The 19,066-nt window shown below is 46.5% G+C and carries 15 protein-coding genes and 3 tRNA genes; 12 read left to right on the plus strand and 6 right to left on the minus strand.

Annotated features, from left to right (window positions below; all coding sequences use genetic code 11):
- Window positions 1-113 precede the first annotated feature (113 nt).
- Complete coding sequence (gene glnS / locus Q1B47_RS02380) at window positions 114-1,784, plus strand: glutamine--tRNA ligase (protein ID WP_299788029.1); 1,671 nt, start codon at window positions 114-116, stop codon at window positions 1,782-1,784.
- A 181-nt stretch (window positions 1,785-1,965) separates the two neighbouring features.
- On the opposite strand, the gene Q1B47_RS02385 is transcribed toward glnS, so the two are convergent.
- Window positions 1,966-2,562, minus strand: a complete 597-nt coding sequence (locus Q1B47_RS02385) for a Yip1 family protein (protein WP_299788032.1) — start codon at window positions 2,560-2,562, stop codon at window positions 1,966-1,968.
- 364 nt (window positions 2,563-2,926) lie between these two features.
- Here Q1B47_RS02385 and miaE point away from each other — a divergent pair, with 364 nt between their 5' ends.
- Complete coding sequence (miaE, locus tag Q1B47_RS02390; RefSeq protein WP_299788035.1) at window positions 2,927-3,697, plus strand: tRNA isopentenyl-2-thiomethyl-A-37 hydroxylase MiaE; 771 nt, start codon at window positions 2,927-2,929, stop codon at window positions 3,695-3,697.
- Between the two features lie 57 nt (window positions 3,698-3,754).
- Here the strand turns inward: miaE and Q1B47_RS02395 are convergent, their stop codons facing one another.
- Complete coding sequence (locus Q1B47_RS02395; RefSeq protein ID WP_299788038.1) at window positions 3,755-4,483, minus strand: UDP-2,3-diacylglucosamine diphosphatase; 729 nt, start codon at window positions 4,481-4,483, stop codon at window positions 3,755-3,757.
- A 9-nt stretch (window positions 4,484-4,492) separates the two neighbouring features.
- Window positions 4,493-4,987: a peptidylprolyl isomerase gene (locus tag Q1B47_RS02400; RefSeq protein WP_299788041.1), complete on the minus strand. Its 495-nt coding sequence runs from the start codon at window positions 4,985-4,987 to the stop codon at window positions 4,493-4,495.
- 263 nt (window positions 4,988-5,250) lie between these two features.
- On the opposite strand from Q1B47_RS02400, the gene cysS reads away from it, so the two are divergent.
- Window positions 5,251-6,630, plus strand: coding sequence for a cysteine--tRNA ligase (gene cysS, locus Q1B47_RS02405; RefSeq protein WP_299788044.1), 1,380 nt, complete (start codon window positions 5,251-5,253; stop codon window positions 6,628-6,630).
- 121 nt (window positions 6,631-6,751) lie between these two features.
- On the opposite strand, the gene folD is transcribed toward cysS, so the two are convergent.
- Window positions 6,752-7,606 carry a bifunctional methylenetetrahydrofolate dehydrogenase/methenyltetrahydrofolate cyclohydrolase FolD gene (gene folD, locus Q1B47_RS02410; protein WP_299788047.1) on the minus strand — a complete coding sequence of 285 codons (855 nt, stop codon included), beginning with the start codon at window positions 7,604-7,606 and terminating at the stop codon, window positions 6,752-6,754.
- 449 nt (window positions 7,607-8,055) lie between these two features.
- Here folD and Q1B47_RS02415 point away from each other — a divergent pair.
- The 9 genes from Q1B47_RS02415 (at window position 8,056) to Q1B47_RS02455 (ending at window position 17,119) form a co-directional block, all read left to right on the plus strand.
- Window positions 8,056-8,132, plus strand: a tRNA-Pro gene (locus tag Q1B47_RS02415).
- A 91-nt stretch (window positions 8,133-8,223) separates the two neighbouring features.
- Window positions 8,224-8,300: transfer RNA gene (locus Q1B47_RS02420), tRNA-Arg, on the plus strand.
- 8 nt (window positions 8,301-8,308) lie between these two features.
- Window positions 8,309-8,384: transfer RNA gene (locus tag Q1B47_RS02425), tRNA-His, on the plus strand.
- Between the two features lie 252 nt (window positions 8,385-8,636).
- Window positions 8,637-9,941: a trigger factor gene (gene tig, locus Q1B47_RS02430; RefSeq protein WP_299788050.1), complete on the plus strand. Its 1,305-nt coding sequence runs from the start codon at window positions 8,637-8,639 to the stop codon at window positions 9,939-9,941.
- A 90-nt stretch (window positions 9,942-10,031) separates the two neighbouring features.
- Window positions 10,032-10,643 (plus strand): ATP-dependent Clp endopeptidase proteolytic subunit ClpP, encoded by a 612-nt coding sequence (clpP, locus tag Q1B47_RS02435; protein WP_299788053.1) that lies wholly within the window; start codon window positions 10,032-10,034, stop codon window positions 10,641-10,643.
- Window positions 10,644-10,726: 83 nt separating this feature from the next.
- Complete coding sequence (clpX, locus tag Q1B47_RS02440) at window positions 10,727-12,004, plus strand: ATP-dependent protease ATP-binding subunit ClpX (protein ID WP_299788056.1); 1,278 nt, start codon at window positions 10,727-10,729, stop codon at window positions 12,002-12,004.
- Between the two features lie 151 nt (window positions 12,005-12,155).
- A complete protein-coding gene (lon, locus tag Q1B47_RS02445) occupies window positions 12,156-14,513 on the plus strand; it encodes an endopeptidase La (protein ID WP_299788059.1) in 2,358 nt (785 codons plus the stop codon).
- Between the two features lie 259 nt (window positions 14,514-14,772).
- Entirely contained in the window at window positions 14,773-15,045 is a 273-nt protein-coding gene (locus Q1B47_RS02450; RefSeq protein WP_012141891.1) for an HU family DNA-binding protein, read from the plus strand.
- A 208-nt stretch (window positions 15,046-15,253) separates the two neighbouring features.
- Window positions 15,254-17,119, plus strand: a complete 1,866-nt coding sequence (locus Q1B47_RS02455) for a SurA N-terminal domain-containing protein (protein WP_299788069.1) — start codon at window positions 15,254-15,256, stop codon at window positions 17,117-17,119.
- 382 nt (window positions 17,120-17,501) lie between these two features.
- On the opposite strand, the gene Q1B47_RS02460 is transcribed toward Q1B47_RS02455, so the two are convergent.
- Both Q1B47_RS02460 and fabV read right to left on the minus strand, forming a co-directional pair.
- A complete protein-coding gene (locus Q1B47_RS02460) occupies window positions 17,502-17,711 on the minus strand; it encodes a molybdopterin-binding protein (protein ID WP_299788073.1) in 210 nt (69 codons plus the stop codon).
- 152 nt (window positions 17,712-17,863) lie between these two features.
- Entirely contained in the window at window positions 17,864-19,066 is a 1,203-nt protein-coding gene (gene fabV / locus Q1B47_RS02465) for an enoyl-ACP reductase FabV (protein ID WP_299788076.1), read from the minus strand.

The following is a 19,066-nucleotide window of genomic DNA, read 5'->3' on the forward strand; positions in this document are numbered from 1 at the left end:
TGTTTTATCTCGCTTTGTTTGTTATTTTTATACATCAGCCGTTGTATCTCGCCCTGAGATATAGGATCATCTTTTCAATTACATCAATATCATCGTTCTTTAAGAGGAATCACATGAGTCATGTGGACAGCGAAGTACGTCCAAGTAACTTCATTCGTAACATCATAGATGAAGATCTTGAAAGCGGTAAGCACACAAGTGTACATACCCGTTTTCCGCCAGAGCCTAACGGTTATCTTCATATTGGTCACGCTAAATCTATCTGCCTGAATTTTGGTATTGCTCAAGATTATAAAGGCCTATGTAATTTACGTTTCGATGATACCAATCCTGAAAAGGAAGATATCGATTATGTACATTCGATCCAGGATGATGTGAAGTGGCTTGGCTTCCAGTGGGATGGTGAGATCCGTTATTCATCTAACTATTTCGATCAGCTACATCAATATGCCCTTGAGTTGATAAATAAAGGCTTGGCGTATGTCTGTTTCCTTAACAGTGATGAGACCCGCGAGTACCGCGGCACGCTGAAAGAGCCGGGCAAGAACAGTCCATATCGTGATACTTCAGTTCAGGAAAATCTTGAGCTGTTTGAAAAGATGCGTAAGGGCGAGTTCAAAGAGGGGGAGTGTGCACTGAGGGCCAAGATTGATATGGCTTCTTCGTTTATGTGTATGCGCGATCCTGTTATCTATCGCATTCGCTTTGCCCATCATCACCAAAGTGGTGATAAATGGTGCATCTATCCGATGTACGACTTTACGCACTGTATCTCAGATGCGATCGAAAATATCAGTCACTCATTATGTACATTAGAGTTTCAGGATAACCGTCGCCTCTATGATTGGGTACTCGATCAGTTAGATGATTTTCAGGCGCCTAACAGGACCCGTCAGTATGAATTTTCAAGGTTAAACCTGGAATACACATTGATGTCCAAGCGTAAGCTTAATGACCTTGTGGTGCGTGACATAGTCCATGGTTGGGATGACCCGCGTATGCCAACTATTGCCGGCCTTCGACGCCGTGGTTATACCCCGGCTTCGATCCGTGAGTTCTGCAAACGAATCGGTGTCACTAAGCAGGAGAACATGGTCGAAGTGGGCGTGTTAGATGCCTGTATTCGGGAGGAGCTTAATGAACATGCACCTCGTGCCATGGCGGTACTCAACCCTGTTAAAGTGATTATTGAAAACTATCCGCAAGGGCAGGTTGAAACTATTAAGGCGCCGGTTCACCCAAGCTTTGAAGAGATGGGCAAACGTGAGTTAGCATTCGGTCGTGAACTTTACATCGATGCAGATGATTTCCGTGAAGAGGCAAATAAAAAGTACAAGCGTCTGGTGCAAGGAAAAGAAGTTCGACTGCGTAATGCGTATGTTATCAAGGCAGAGCGTTGTGATAAGGATGCTGAGGGTAACATTACCACCATCTATTGTACTTACGACGATGAGACCCTGGGTAAGAATCCAAGCGATGGGCGCAAAGTTAAAGGCGTTATTCATTGGGTCGAAGCCAGTACGGCTAAGCCTGCTGAGTTCCGTCTTTATGACCGCCTGTTTGTCGATGCAAACCCTGCTGCAGCCGAGACTGTCGATGAGGTTTTGAACCCTCACTCTCTAGTCGTTACTCATGGCGTTGTCGAGGCGGGTCTGGTGAATGCTGAAGCTGAGAAGGCCTATCAGTTCGAGCGTGAAGGCTACTTCTGCGCGGATAACAAAGACTCAACGCCAGAGAGTTTAGTCTTTAATCTGACAGTTGCATTGAGAGACTCTTCTCAGTAATTCGTTAATAGCGAGTCATCTGATTAAAAAGGCTTTAGGGGTTACCTAAAGCCTTTTTTGTATTTTCTTGCTACGAGCTACGAGCTACGAGCTACGAGCGAAAGTATTTAATAATAATCTGTTCGCAACTCGAAGCTTTCTTAGCTTTGTCTTTACCTCGCTACTGTTCCTTGCACCTTCTTTACTGATACATAGGGCCGAGTCCGAAGCTCCATAGAATGACACTGGTTGCCATAAGGGCGACAAGTAATACCAGACCGGCCGTTACCACGGAGCTGGCATAGATAAACCCTTTCTCTTCGGGGATGTTCATAATGATGGGCACGCCCGTATAGAGCAGATAGACAGAATAGGCCAGGCCTATTAAGCCGACTACCATCATAAACCAAAGTGCTGGGTACAAAGAGGCGAGTCCCACCATAAACAGTGGCGTCGCGGTATAGGATGCAAGCTCAAGTGCCTGGGTGAAACTAGGTTTAGCATCGAAAGTTTTTGCCATCCAGAATGCCAGATAGGCTAGAGCAAATACACCGGCAATTAAGCCAAAGTACATGCTGACTGACATGATTAGTGCACTTTGCTGGGTAAGAAACAGCGGTTCGCCTACCCCGAGGTTCCATCCAATTTGGGTTGCGGCGATAAATGTACAGATCACGGGAATGAGTGCGATGACCAAGACATGGCTAAGGCTGCTTTTCAGTGCCTCATGGCTCTGCTCAATAGTATGCCACTCCTGTTTAGGATGAGTGTATAGCCCCATTAAGTGATTTAATATCATTATAATTATCCTCGTTCAGCTTTAACTTGTGCTCGCCAAACTTCAGACGAACCTATATGCCATTTGGTCTGATTCCAAAAGACCTTTCGGCTCACGATCCCCACAGCATCAAAATAGTGAGTAAGACACCTGAGGTATATGTTTATTTATTGAACATAAACGGCTAAGAGTCAAGTAAGCATTGATTTAGATTTTATCTGTGGTAGGGAAGTTGTTCGGTAAAACTGATAAAATAGCGCCCGGAACTTGTGTGGTGTGCCCCAGGCTTGGAAGTGGCTTACTGTTTCTTCAGTGGTAATCCTTCTCTGTGGTGAAAATGCTCTCAAGTTCAAAGCTCTTTGTTTATTTTTGATTAGAGAAAACTATGCAGCAGTTATTAGCACCGATAGAGGCTTTTTTAAAATGTGCGACTCCCGACAGTTGGATTCGTGAGGCAGTAAAGCCCGAGAACCTTGCCACATTACTTATCGATCACTGCAATTGTGAACTCAAGGCTGCTCAAACGGGAATGTTCTTCGTGAGGAGATATGCTGTGGACAGGGAAAGTGGCCAGCAGATGCTCGACTGGGCTAAACCCTATGAGCAGTTTGTCTACTGTAAAGATAGAGATATCGAACACTTTCTCAATCGGGACAGCAAGAAGAATGATTTCACCACAGGGCTTGTCGCTAAAGCTGATTTTGGCCATGGTCCTGAGTTAATTGCCAAGATGGTGCGTTTGATAAAGGAGGAGTTTCACCATTTTGAACAGGTACTTGAGATCATGCATGAGAGGGGGATCCCCTATCGGAACATGAGGGCGGGTCGCTATGCCAAGGGGATGATGAAGATGGTTCGTACCCATGAGCCTGCTGCTTTGATAGACAAGCTGATCATAGGCGCTTTCATCGAGGCAAGATCCTGTGAGCGTTTCGCCAAGCTGGCTCCCCACCTGGATGAGGAGCTGAATAAATTCTATGTATCGCTGCTGCGCTCTGAGGCGAGACACTATCAGGATTATCTAAACCTGGCAGAGGTTATCGCTGGTGAAGATATCGGCGACCGTATCGAACTCATAGCCGAACACGAGGCCCATCTGATCTCATCAATCGATGAGGAGTTTAACTTTCATAGTGGCGCACCGACAGGAGTTTGAGCGAGAGAACCGAGAGCCTGCCGATGGAGCATAGCGAGCCAAGACGACGCAATCGGTTCACTGTTTAAATGGAAGGCTAGATAGCTCCATTGTATCTGCCGAAACGCTTAGTACACTGGTTTGTTCATACCAATCCCCAACGACGATACGTTTAAGCTTGGCGCCGCTGAGTGACTTAAACTCATGGATGTCGGGTCTGTGAGTGTGCCCATGGATCATCTGAAGCGTTTGGGTTTTATCCAGCAAAGCAGTGACGGCATCTTGTTCTACGTCCATGATAGATACACTCTTTTGCTTGTTGCTTCTGGCGCTTTTATTTCTGAGGTCATTGGCAATTTTTTGTCTGGTCTTGCGCGGAAGGTGTGCATAGATCCATTTTGCCAGCTTCAGGTTTCTGAACCGCCTGAATCTTTGATATGCCTTGTCCAGTGTACAGAGGCTGTCACCATGCAGAAGCACGGTCGGAGTGCCATACAGGTCGATGCAATGAGTCTCAGGCAGCAGTATCATCCCGGCCTTGCGTGCATAGTCTCTTCCCAGGAGGAAATCACGATTGCCATGAATGTAGTAGATAGGGAGCCGCTTGGATATTTCATTGAACTTTTGAGCTAACTCGATGGCGAAAGGTTCGGCCAGGTCGTCACCAATCCAAACTTCGAAGAGGTCACCCAGAATATAGAGGGCTTGAACATCACCAAGCTGATTATCGAGGAAGGCATTGAAGGCATTGGTAATATCTTGGCGATCGGCACTTAAGTGCAGATCGCCAATAAAAAGTGTTCGCATTAAACTGGTTTATTCAGCAATGGTTACTTTTTCGATGATAACGGCTTCAAGAGGAACATCTTGATGCATACCACGGTTACCTGTGCTGACTGCCTTGATCTTGTTTACAACATCCATGCCTTCGGTAACTTTACCAAATACACAGTAACCCCAGCCTTGAGCCGATTCAGATTTAAAGTCGAGGAAAGTGTTGTCATTGATGTTGATGAAGAACTGAGCTGTCGCCGAGTGTGGATCAGAAGTTCTTGCCATAGCGATAGTGCCGGTCACATTTGAAAGGCCGTTGTTCGCTTCGTTCTTGATAGTTTCATTGCAACGCTTTTGAACCATATCTTCAGTGAAACCGCCACCTTGAACCATGAAACCGTCGATCACGCGATGAAATACCGTACCGTCATAGAAGCCATCTTTCACGTAATTGATAAAGTTTTCTACAGTAATTGGCGCCTTTTCCGCGTCAAGTTCAAGAGTAATGTCACCGTGGTTGGTGTGAAGAGTGATCATGTTTTGATTCTCAGTAAGTTTAGCAATAATAAATTGTGGCTGGATTCTAACGCAATTGCCAGATCGCATAAAGAGCCTGAGATAATAAAAAGCGCTAACCATGAGTGGGTCAAGCAGATTAAGCCTTGCGGTATACCCGGTATTGCAGCTGTTTAAGTAAATGTGTGCTCAATCATTCACATCTGGCTAAAACGGTTGGAAGCGATACTTTGCGGTGATAAACTTAACGGCTAATTTAATTGTTTTTGTTGAAGAGAATATCGATGTTGAAGCTATACAACAGTCTGACCCGCCAAAAAGAGGAATTCAAACCATTACAGCCCGGAAAAGTTGGCATGTATGTGTGTGGGATAACCATCTATGACCTCTGTCATATCGGTCACGGTCGTACTTTTGTCTCTTTCGACATGATTGTCAGGTATCTGCGTTACTCCGGATATGATGTTAATTTTCAGCGTAACATCACCGATGTTGATGACAAGATCATTAAACGTGCTAATGAAAATAACGAAAGCTGTGAGTCATTGACTGAGCGCTTAATTGCCGAGATGCATCGTGACTTCGATGCCCTTAATATGAAGCGTCCCGATTTTGAACCCAGAGCGACGCTTCATATCCCGGAAATTATCGATATGGTTGCCACACTTATCGAGAAGGAACATGCCTATGTTTCTGACAACGGCGATGTGTTGTTCAGTGTCTCTTCGTTCCCTGAGTATGGACGTCTATCGGGGCAAAACCTGGAGCAGTTACAAGCCGGTGCCCGTGTGGAGGTCGAAGATACTAAACGTGATCCGATGGACTTCGTGTTGTGGAAAATGTCAAAACCCGGCGAGCCAACCTGGGATTCACCATGGGGACCGGGTCGTCCCGGCTGGCACATTGAATGTTCGGCGATGAACTCTAAACATTTGGGCCAACATTTCGATATCCATGGCGGTGGTTCTGACCTGCAGTTTCCTCATCATGAGAATGAAATCGCCCAGTCTTGCTGTGCCCATGACACACCATATGTGAACTACTGGATGCACACGGGGATGGTGATGGTAGATAAGGAGAAGATGTCAAAGTCGTTGAATAACTTCTTTACCATCAGAGACGTATTAGCACATTATGATGCGGCAACCGTGAGGTATTTCCTGTTATCGGGTCATTACCGTAGCCAGCTGAACTACTCTGAAGAGAACCTCAAGCAGGCTAAATCTGCACTGGAGCGTCTATACACAGCACTGAAAGGGCTCGACCTGTCGGTTGAAGCGGCACCGGCCGGTGAATATGTGGCTAAGTTTAAGCTGGCGATGGACGATGACTTCAACACGCCTGAAGCCTACTCGGTACTGTTTGAGATGGTTCGTGAGATTAACCGATTGAAAGAGAGCGATATCGAAAAAGCTTCCGCACTGGGTGTTAAACTCAAAGAGCTAGCCGATGTGTTGGGCATTTTAGAGCAAGATGTCGATACCTTCTTCAAAGGGGAGGGGAGCGATGATGAGGTGGCTCAGATTGAAGCCTTGATTGTAGAGCGTAACAGAGCCAGAGCCGAAAAAGATTGGCCAGCTGCCGATGTCGCCCGTGACGGGTTAAATGCGCTGGGGGTCATCTTAGAAGATGGGCCGGATGGCACGACCTGGCGTAAGAAGTAAAATAAAAACTTATCGATAAAAAAGCCTGCAGATGCAGGCTTTTTTATATGTTTTCGCAACTCGCAACTCGCAACTCGCAACTCGCAACTCGCAACTCGCAACTCGCAACTAGAATCTAGCTTCAGTCATGATACTGCTCGGCTGCATAGAGGGTGTTTTCCAGCAGACTGGCAATGGTCATTGGGCCTACACCACCGGGAACGGGGGTGATGAAGCTGGCATTCTCGGATGCGGTGTCAAATTGCACATCACCCACCAAACTGCCGTCTTCGAGTCGGTTGATACCAACATCTATCACAATCGCACCGGGTTTGATCCACTCACCGGGAATGAAACCTGGCTTACCCACGGCAACAACGACCAGATCGGCCTGTCTGACCTTCTCCTCCAGGTTGCGTGTGAAGCGGTGACATGTCGTTGTCGTACACCCCGCAAGGAGAAGCTCGAGGCTCATGGGGCGACCGACGATATTAGAAGCACCAACAATTACCGCATCTAAGCCATAGGTATCAACGCCGGTTGATTCAATTAACGTCATGATACCCATAGGCGTACATGAACGAAGTACCGGAATTCGCTGTGCGAGTCGGCCGACATTGTATGGATGGAAACCGTCTACATCTTTATCGGGTCTGATCCGCTCGATAACTTTAGACTCTTCGATATGGTTTGGCAGAGGGAGCTGAACTAAGATGCCATCTATGCTTGGGTCTTCATTGCATCTATCGATAAGCGCCAGCAATTCCTCTTCAGATGTTGTGGTATCTAAATCATAGGAGCGGGATAAAAAACCGACCTCTTCGCAGGCACGTCGTTTACTACCTACATAAACTTGTGAAGCGGGATCTGCACCGACTAAAATCACGGCTAAACCGGGTACCCTCTGTCCTGCCTCTTTTCGGGCGGTTACTTTATTTTTTAGCTGTGTTCGAATGGACTGAGCGATCGCTTTTCCATCGATTCTTTGAGCTGTCATGGGGATGAATATCCTATATGGGGCGTGATAAAAAAATCGGCGTCATTTTAACAGGAGACAGCCAAGGTGTCATTTATTAAGCGGTATAACAATCAGTTCTATAAAACGGATAATTTAATTTACCCTTTTTCTTCCAGCTGAAGTAATTGGAGCAAGACGGATAAAACAGCAGCAGGCCTGTGACTCTTAAGTCCCTCTCTATTTTGGGTTGTGAAAACAGCAGTTATTCTATCTATATTGGGATATAGCATAAAAGATAGGCCTTTTTATAAGCCGTAGTTTGTTAAATAGGCAAGCGGACTTTCTTTATAAAAAAACCGTTGACGCATTCCAAATGAGGGGATAAGATGCGCTCCGTTCTCAACGAGAAGGCTTCGAGCCAAAGTTGAGAGAGGTTGACAGCCTATCCCATAACAGAGTTGTCATGCAGGCCTCAAAAGTATTACCATCGGTGATTAGCGCAGCCCGGTAGCGCATCTGGTTTGGGACCAGAGGGTCAGAGGTTCGAATCCTCTATCACCGACCATATTAATATCTGGCTGCTCACCAAGGTGGCTAGATTGAGAAAGATAGATCTTTCAACGCTAATTCAGGATGTGAGTTTACTCATTTTCGAAGCGCCCGTAGCTCAGTTGGATAGAGCATCCGCCTTCTAAGCGGATGGCCGCAGGTTCGAATCCTGCCGGGCGTACCATATCAGTGGTGATTGTAGCTCAGTTGGTAGAGCCCCGGATTGTGATTCCGGTTGTCGTGGGTTCGAGCCCCATCAGTCACCCCATTTCTTTATGAAGAAAGTAAAAAAGCGACCTTAGGTCGCTTTTTTTACGCCTGAAATTCACGTTTTGAGGTCGACTCTGCTGTAAAGCGTGGCTATAATGTCGCGTCTTGATAAATATCAATTAGAACGACTAGGGCCGAAATTCAGTTGTGATGGGCACGCTAGTCAAATTTTAAGATCAAGAAACGAATTCCTTAATAGTTGATTTTTCGACTATTAGAAAAGACGTTAGACTTATTTTGAGGTAAAACAATGCAAGTTTCTGTTGAAACAACACAAGGCCTAGAGCGCCGTTTGACCATCTCTGTTCCTGCAGAGCAGATTGAAAAGGCTGTTAATGATAGTTTAAAAAACGAAGCTAAGCGTGCTCGTATCCCAGGATTCCGTCCAGGTAAGGTACCAGTAAGTGTCATCAACAAGCGTTATGGCAAGGCAATTCGTCAAGATATTACTGGTGAAGTCATGCAGCGCAATTTCGTTGAAGCGATCATCGCTGAGAAATTGAACCCAGCTGGTGCACCAACATTTGTTGCCGGTGAAACTGATGCTGAAAACTTCAACTTTGTTGCTACTTTCGAAATATACCCAGAAGTAGAGCTAAAAGGTCTGGAAGCTATCACTGTAGAGCAGCCTACTTCAGAAGTGACTGACGCTGACGTTGATACAATGATTGAAACTCTACGTAAGCAACACGCTACTTTCGAAGCGGTTGAGCGTGAAGCGGCTGTTGGCGATAAAGCAAAGATCAACTTCGTTGGTTCAATCGACGGTGAAGAGTTCGAAGGCGGCAAAGCTGAAGATTTCGAACTGGAACTAGGTTCTGGTCGCATGATCCCTGGTTTTGAGTCGGGTGTTGAAGGTCATAAAGCAGGTGAAGAGTTCGATATCGAAGTCACTTTCCCTGAAGATTACCATGCAGAAAACCTAAAAGGTAAAGTTGCAAACTTCGTTATCACATTGAAAGAAGTACTGGCAGCTAACCTTCCTGAAGTTAACGATGAGTTTGCTAAGCTATTCGGCGTGACCGAAGGTGGCCTTGAAGCGCTTAAAGCTGAGATCCGTAAGAACATGGGTCGTGAGTTAGAGCAGGCACTTAAAGCAAACGTTAAAGAGCAAGTACTTAACGGTCTGCTGGAGCAGAACGATATCGAGCTTCCTAAGCCACTTATCGAAGGTGAAGTTGAAGTTCTACGTAAGCAGGCTATGCAACGTTTCGGTGACCAGGCTGCTAACATGCCTGAGCTACCGGCTGACCTGTTCACCGAACAAGCTGAGCGTCGTGTTAAAGTAGGTCTGTTACTTGGTGAAGTTATCAAGACTAATGAACTGAAAGCAGAAGATGATCGTGTACAGGCACTTATCGCTTCTATGGCTTCAGCTTATGAAGATCCAAGTGAAGTTATTGCATACTACAATGGCAACGAAGAGATGATGCAGAACATGCGCAACGTTGCTCTTGAAGAGCAGGCGGTTGAAGCTTTGTTAAAAACTGCAAAATTAACTGAAAAACCAGTCAATTTTGAAGAATTTATGAACAAGGCTACTCAACAGGGCTAAGCTTAGCTTGACTTAAATGGTTGTTCACCATTTATAATGGCTCGTATGAGGTTCCTCATGCGAGCCGTTTTTATTTAGGGAATATTAATAATGCAAAATGCACCAGAATCAGTACTCAATGCACTTGTTCCTATGGTGGTTGAACAAACCGCGAAAGGTGAACGTTCATACGATATCTATTCTCGCCTGTTAAAAGAGCGTGTAATATTCCTGGTTGGGCAGGTTGAAGAGCACATGGCTAACCTTATCGTTGCGCAGTTACTGTTTTTGGAATCTGAGAGCCCTGATAAGGATATCTACCTCTATATCAACTCTCCTGGTGGGTCGGTTACCGCAGGCATGGCGATTTACGATACAATGCAGTTTATTAAACCAAACGTAAGTACGGTTTGTATCGGTCAGGCCGCCAGTATGGGCGCTTTCCTACTCGCCGGTGGTGCCGAAGGTAAGCGTCACTGTCTACCAAATTCAAGAGTGATGATTCACCAACCATTGGGTGGTTTCCAGGGCCAGGCTTCTGACATCGCGATTCATGCTCAGGAGATCTTAGGTATCAAGAATAAACTAAACCAGATGTTGGCCGAACATACGGGGCAGCCGCTGGAAATTATTGAGCGTGATACCGATAGAGATAACTTTATGAGCGCAGCCGAAGCGGCTGAGTATGGACTCGTTGACTCAGTGTTGAGCAAACGAGGCTGATTTTTGCCTTTGCCTGAGCTATGCTGAGTTTAGGGCAATAAGATGATTTAGACAGTCTTGCAGACTGTTCAAGAGGTAGTGTAATGGGCGACAACAAAAGTAACGGTGATAGTGGGAAACTACTGTACTGCTCTTTTTGTGGAAAGAGTCAACATGAGGTACGTAAACTCATCGCTGGCCCTTCAGTATATGTTTGTGATGAGTGCGTCGAGCTCTGCAACGATATAATCAGGGAAGAGATCAAAGAGATTTCACCGAAACAAGATCAAGATAAGTTACCAACTCCACAGGAGTTGAGAGCGCATTTGGATGATTATGTGATCGGACAGGATAAGGCTAAGAAAGTCCTTTCTGTAGCGGTATATAATCACTATAAGCGCTTAAAAAATGCAAGCCCTAAAGATGGTGTAGAGCTGGGTAAGAGTAATATCCTGCTAATCGGTCCTACGGGTAGTGGTAAGACACTGCTTGCAGAGACGCTGGCTCGATTCTTGAACGTACCTTTCACTATGGCTGATGCAACGACATTGACCGAAGCTGGATATGTCGGTGAGGATGTTGAGAATATCATTCAGAAGTTGCTCCAGAAATGTGACTATGATGTTGAGAAGGCTCAGCGCGGTATCGTCTATATCGATGAGATCGACAAGATCAGTCGTAAATCAGATAACCCTTCGATTACCCGTGATGTTTCCGGTGAAGGTGTACAGCAGGCGCTGCTTAAGCTGATTGAAGGTACGGTAGCGGCCGTGCCTCCACAGGGGGGACGTAAACATCCTCAGCAGGAGTTCTTGCAGGTAGATACCTCTAAGATCCTGTTTGTCTGTGGTGGTGCTTTCTCGGGACTCGAGAAGGTGATCGAGCAGCGTTCTCATACCGGAACCGGAATCGGCTTCGGTGCCGAGGTCAAAGGCGAGGATGACAAGGCGACTATCTCAGATACCTTGATGCAGGTTGAGCCTGAAGATCTGGTTAAATATGGTCTGATCCCTGAGTTTATCGGCCGCCTACCTGTGTTAGCGACACTTGCAGAACTCGATGATGCGGCTCTGATTCAGATCCTTTCTGAGCCAAAGAACGCGTTGACCAAACAGTTTGGTGCACTTTTCGAAATGGAAGGTGTAGAGCTTGAGTTCCGTGAAGATGCGCTCAAGAGCATCGCGCAGAAAGCGATGTCGCGTAAAACCGGTGCTCGTGGTCTTCGTTCGATCGTTGAAGGTATATTACTGGATATCATGTATGACCTGCCATCGACCGAAAATGTGGCCAAAGTTGTTATCGATGAATCTGTGGTAAAAGGAGAATCGACTCCTATACTCATCTATGAAAATAGTGAGTCTCAAGCGGCAGGTGCTGAGTAATAATTCAGCTGCTAAACCAGTCCGAAATTAAAGAGGAGCCTATATGGCTCCTTTTTTGTACTCTCGGCTTATATAATTAGTTGATCACCATTGAAAACCGCGAACTCATCCCAATATACTGATTAGTATTATCATCAAACGGAATCGAGCTATGACACAAGAGCGTGAAGCGCGAATCGAACTACCCGTACTGCCACTGAGAGATGTGGTGGTCTATCCCCATATGGTAATTCCGTTATTCGTCGGACGGGAAAAATCTATTCGTTGCCTTGAAACGGCAATGGAGCAAGATAAGCAGATTATTTTAGTAGCTCAGCGAGATGCTGAACTTGATGACCCAAGCAGTGATGACATTTTTGAGGTGGGGACCGTCGCCTCTATCTTACAGTTATTGAAGTTGCCAGACGGTACTGTAAAGGTGTTAGTCGAGGGGGGACAACGTGCCCGAATCGAAAAGTATACCAGTGAAACCTCATATTTCGTCGCTACGGCGCAGTATCTGGAATCAGAACCTATGCCTGAAAAGGAAGAGGAGGTGCTGGTTCGCAGCGCGATAGGGCAATTTGAAGGTTACATTAAGCTCAACAAGAAGATTCCGCCGGAGGTATTGACCTCTTTGTCGGGTATCGACGAAGCGCCACGCTTAGCCGACACTATGGCTGCTCATATGCCACTTAAGCTCGAAGATAAACAATCTGTGCTCGAGATGGTAGATGTAGCCGAACGACTCGAATACCTGATGGCGATGATGGAGTCAGAGATCGATCTTCTTCAGGTTGAGAAGCGCATCCGCTCTCGCGTCAAGAAGCAGATGGAAAAGAGCCAGCGTGAGTATTATCTCAACGAGCAGATGAAGGCGATTCAGAAAGAGTTGGGCGATATCGATGAGTCTCACGACGAATTTGAAAGCTTAGCGAAGAAGATTGATGAAGCTAAAATGCCGGAGGAAGCCAAAGATAAGGCGACTGCTGAACTGAATAAGCTGAAGATGATGTCACCTATGTCGGCCGAGGCAACAGTTGTTCGTAGCTATGTCGATTGGATGATCTCGGTGCCCTGGCGCCAGCGTTCGAAAATTAAGCGTGACCTGGCGAAGGCGCAAGATGTGCTTGATACCGATCATTTCGGACTGGAGAAGGTCAAGGAGCGCATCCTCGAGTATCTGGCGGTCCAGAGTCGTGTTAAGCAGCTCAAAGGACCTATCTTATGCTTAGTGGGCCCACCGGGTGTAGGTAAGACCTCCCTCGGTCAGTCCATCGCCAAGGCGACCGGACGCAAATATGTTCGTGTTGCCTTAGGTGGCGTACGCGATGAAGCGGAGATCCGAGGACACCGTCGTACCTATATCGGTTCTATGCCGGGCAAAGTCATTCAGAAGATGTCTAAAGTCGGTGTAAAGAACCCGCTATTTTTGCTCGATGAGATCGATAAGATGAGCAGCGATATGCGTGGTGACCCGGCTTCGGCACTGCTCGAAGTGCTCGATCCAGAACAAAACTCCTCTTTCAGTGACCATTATCTGGAGGTCGATTACGACCTGTCTGATGTAATGTTTGTCGCAACATCAAACTCGATGAACATTCCGGGTCCGCTGCTGGATCGTATGGAAGTCATTCGTCTATCGGGTTACACGGAAGATGAGAAGCTCAATATCGCTAAGCAGCATCTGCTGCCGAAGCAGATCGAGAGAAACGGGCTGAAAGCCAAAGAGGTGACGGTTGACGATAGCGCTATTATCGGCATTATCCGTTACTACACACGCGAAGCGGGTGTGCGTGCATTGGAGCGCGAACTGTCTAAGATCTGCCGTAAGGTGGTTAAGCAGATCCTCCTCGATAAGAGTGTGAAGCATGTCGATGTGAATCAGGACAACCTCAAGTCTTTCCTCGGGGTACAGCGATGTGATTACGGCAAAGCCGAGTCGAATAACCAGATTGGTCAGGTAACCGGACTTGCCTGGACTGAAGTGGGCGGTGATCTCCTGACCATAGAAGCAACTTCCGTTGCGGGTAAGGGAAAACTGACCTATACCGGCTCACTCGGTGATGTGATGCAGGAATCGATTCAGGCCGCAATGACTGTGGTCCGTGCCCGCGCCGAACAGCTGGGAATCAACCCTGACTTCTACGAAAAGCGTGATATTCACGTTCACGTGCCGGAAGGTGCTACGCCTAAAGATGGACCTTCTGCCGGCGCCGCAATGTGCACGGCGTTAGTATCGAGTCTGACGGGCAACCCTGTACGGGCCGATGTGGCGATGACGGGGGAAATTACTTTACGTGGTGAGGTACTTCCAATCGGTGGGCTGAAGGAGAAATTACTGGCTGCACACCGTGGTGGCACTAAAGTCGTATTGATTCCAAAGGAAAATGAACGAGATTTGGAAGAGATCCCGGCAAATGTTGTTGCCGATTTGAAGATTCATCCGGTACGTTGGGTAGACGAAGTGCTTAAATTGGCGTTGGAACGACCAGTTGAAGGCTTCGAAGTTGTCGAAAGTATGGGCTAACGCAAGAAAATGCAGGATTGCATTAAAAAAAATGCAAAAAGGGGCTTTTTAAAGTCTCTACCTGTGGTAGCCTAGGTCCGTGGATAGCTCAAGCCTCTCAAGCCCTTATGGCAACTGGTTTTGAGCTAAATCCAATTTTATTTATTTGCTTTTCCTATAGATCTTGAACTTTAGATTCAAGCTTGTTATAAAAGCCTCCGCAGACCGCTCCAGAGAAGGATTTGGTTGCGGCGCAAAAAATTACATTCAAGGGGATGACATGAACAAATCTGAACTAATCGAGAAAATCGCTTCTGGTGCTGACATTTCTAAAGCCGCTGCAGGCCGTGCATTGGATTCTTTCATTGGCGCTGTAACTGACGGCTTAAAAGAAGGCGATAAGATTTCTCTTGTTGGTTTTGGTACTTTCGAAGTGCGTCAACGCGCTGAGCGTACTGGTCGCAACCCACAAACGGGTAAAGAGATCAAAATTGCAGCAGCTAACATTCCTGCATTCAAAGCAGGTAAAGCTCTGAAAGACGCTGTAAACTAAATCAGTTTTACCGCCCTTTGTAAGGCTTTTAGCTTTCATAAAGAGCTTCGTAATGACAAGCACTGCTTTGGCGGTGCTTTTTACGAAAAATGAGACAAGCTAGGCACTTAGCAACACATATATGCTAACCAGCTAAAGTTTACGAAAAGGCGCATCTCCAAAAGTGATGCGCCTTTTTATTTATTAATCGCAACGAGCGAGATATCAGATGTTAGAAAAGATTCGCGAAGGCTCACAGGGCGTGATTGCAAAAAGCATTCTGGTTCTGGTAATACTTTCCTTTGCATTTACTGGCGTGAGTAGTTACCTGGGTTCATCTACCGAGGCAGCCGCTGCCGTCGTCAATGGTGAAGAGATCAGTGAATCAGCCTTAGAGCAAGCCTATCAGAATGAACGTGCTCGATTAGAGCAGCAGTTAGGCGAGATGTTTGCAGCATTGTCGGCTGATGAACAGTATCTATCGAGTGTAAAGCAAAGCGTTTTAGAACGCCTTGTTGCCGAAAAACTATTGGACCAGACTGCAGCTGAACTAGGTCTTCGTGTATCTGATGCGCAGATCAAAAATGCCATCATGACAGAGCCTGCATTCCAGACCGATGGTCAATTCGATAATGACAGATATCAAGCTATCTTACGTCAGCTGGGCTATCAGGCGACATCATTCAAAAACATGATGCGCACAGACATGACCCGCCGTCAGCTGGTCGCTTCTTTAGTTGGTTCTGAGTTTGTTCTTCCCGGTGAAGCAAGCTACCTTGCTGATATTCAAGGCCAGACCCGTGATATCCGTTATCATGTTGTCGATGCAACCCCTTTCATAGCCTCTGCCGATGTAACAGATGAGCAGGCAAAGTCATATTATGATGCTAACCTGGCCCAGTTTATGAGTCCGGAAACTGTTAGCCTCGAATATATCGAGCTTAATGCTAAAAATATGGCTGACAATGTCACTGTGTCAGATGCTGAAGCGCAAGCCTATTATGATGAGAACAAGCTACAGTACCTCAAGGCTGAGAAACGTTTAGCGGCACATATCTTAGTTAGCTTGGGCGATGATGACTCTGCTGCCAAGGCGAAAGCCGACGCTATCTACGCTAAGCTACAAGCGGGAGAAGATTTCGCCGAGTTAGCCAAGGCTGAATCTGAAGATACCTTCAGTGGTGAACAGGGTGGTCAACTGGATTGGTTTGAACAGGGCGTGATGGAACCGGCGTTTGACGATGTACTTTACTCTCTGTCTGAGGGTGCCTACTCTGACGTTGTTAAGACCAGCTTCGGTTATCACATCATCAAGTTACTGGGCGTTCAGCCAGGTGCTGAAGCGCCGTTTGAAGATGTGAAGGATAAGATTATTGCCCAGCTTAAAGAGAAGCAGGCCATAGATCAGTACTTCGGTCTGCATCAGACTCTTGCCGATGTGACCTATGAAGTCCCTGACACACTCAGTGAAGCGGCGCAGGAGTTAGGTGTCGAAGTTAAGTCTACCCCTGTATTTTCCAGAAACAGTGCACCGGCACCTTTCGATAATCCTGAGGTCCTGAAGGCAGCATTCTCGGCCAGCGTATTACTGGATGGTATGAACAGTGATGTGATTGAGATTGAATCTAACCATGCGATGGTTGTTCGTATTAAGTCTCATACGGCTGCAGGTACGGTTGAGTTCAGCAAGGTCAAGTCGGCTATCGTTGAGCGTCTGCAACAGGAGCAGGCAAATGAGGTCGCCAGAGCTAAGGCTCAGGAGCTGATGACATCATTCAACTCTGACTCTGCTGGCGCAGACTTTATCACTAAGGTTAAATTGGGTCGTTTCGATCAGGAGATCGATGGTGCTATCGTTGGCAAGGCTTTCCAGATGGCTCAGCCGAGTACGACTCCGGTTGTTGACACCGTAGCGCTGGCTTCCGGTTATGCCGTAGTTGTGCTGGATAAGGTTAATGCGGCCGAAGCTATCGATGACAACATGCTGAACTCTTTGAAACAGAGATTAAGCGCTCAATATAGCGAAGGTGACTACAGAGCCGTTATCGCAACACTGAAAGCCAATGGTGAAGTGCTTTACTCATCGGCGCAATAACGAACATTCGTTCATTCAGTGATAAAAGGCCAGCATCTGCTGGCTTTTTTTATGTCTGCGAATCATTCAATGGTGAAGCTGGAGAGGTTAATTTATGAATTTACCGTATGCGTTAAAGCAGAAAGGCTTCTGAGTTTGGCTCTCTTGTCGTTTTCTCGCGATAGTGACTTAGCAGATAGCATAATACTCTTCGGCCCTACTCGGGACGAAGTGGCGGTGCTAATTGTCCATAGAGCGTTAGTCTAACGAATATGGTATAGGTGCAGCTGACTCGTTGACTGCTTGAGAGCTAACTGGAGGGGTAAAGGTGGTGAAACCAGAGTAGGGGAGTATCAATGCAATATATCTTTGATATATTGCATTGTAGTGCGTTATGTCGTGATTAATCCACTGCTACCATAACATTGCTGGCTTTGATCACTGCATATGCACTGCCGCCAACCTTGAGGCCGAGTTGTTCGCAAGAAGCTTTAGTCACTACTGAAGTGATCTCAACACCTGGAGCGAGTTCGATAACCACTTCGTTGTTCACTGAGCCCTCTTCAATCGCTTTAACGGTACCATTGAGTGAATTACGTGCACTGATTTTCATTTTAGTTTCCTCTACTATTAAGTTGGCTCAAGTGTAGTTGAATATATGAGGGTGATGGAGTCTTAAATAAAAAAAATGCGCCACTTTTAGAAGTGACGCACATTTAGAAAATATTCTTTAATAACAGGTGATTAAAAAATAATTAAAGGGATTTAAAACTGCTCAACGTCGAAGTTAACTTCGGGATTGACATCGGCTTCGTAGTCGACGCCTTCGATACCAAAACCAAACAGCCTTAAGAACTCATCCTTATATTCACGATAGTCGGTTAACTCAGCTAAGTTTTCCGTGGTTACCGAAGGCCACAGATCACGACAATGTTGCTGGATCTCTTCACGGAGCTCCCAATCGTCGAGGCGCAGACGATTAGCCTCATCTACCTGAGGAGCCTGCCCATCTTCACGGTATAAGCGTTCAGCGAACATACGGTTGATCTGCTCCATACAGCCTTCATGTAAGCCCTCTTCACGCATCTTCTTAAAGACCATGGCGATATACAGAGGCATAACCGGAATTGCCGAGCTTGCCTGAGTCACTACGCTCTTAAGTACGGCGACATTGGCGCTGCCGCCACTTGCCGATAGTTTCTCATCAAGCGCTTTTGCTGCGCGGTCCAGGTCCATCTTGGCTTTGCCTAATGCGCCATTCCAGTAGATTGGCCAGGTGAGTTCGGTTCCGATATAGCTGTAGGCGACGGTCTTACACCCATCGGCGAGAACGCCGGCTTCAGAAAGCGCGTCTAACCAAAGCTCCCAATCTTCACCACCCATAACTGTGACAGTATCTTTTATCTCCTGCTCGGTAGCAGGTTCAACGCTGGTTTCGATGATCAGGTCTTTATTGGTATCGACAGCAGTTGCAGTATATGTTTCGCCGATAGGCTTAAGAGATGAACGGATCAGCTCACCCGAATCAGGCATCTTACGAACCGGTGAGGCAAGAGAGTAGACCACCATATCGATCTGGCCTAAATCTGCTTTGATCAGGTCGATCGTTTTTTGCTTAGCTTCATGGCTGAATGCATCACCATTGATACTCTTAGAGTAAAGACCTTCGGCTTTTGCAAACTTATCGAATGCCGCTGAGTTGTACCAGCCAGCCGTGCCCGGTTTCTTCTCAGTCCCGGGCTTTTCAAAAAATACACCCAGAGTCGCAGCGCCACTACCGAATGCGGCAGCGATCCGTGAAGATAGACCATATCCACTAGAAGAACCGATAACTAATACTTTTTTCGGGCCGTTAGTGAGTACACCTTTAGCTTTAGTGGTATTGATCTGTTCGAGTACATTAGCTTCACAACCAACAGGATGAGTGGTGGTACAGATAAAGCCACGTGTTTTAGGTTTGATTATCAT

Origin of the sequence: uncultured Shewanella sp., assembly GCF_947501225.1 — a bacterium.
Classification (GTDB): Bacteria; Pseudomonadota; Gammaproteobacteria; order Enterobacterales; family Shewanellaceae; genus Shewanella.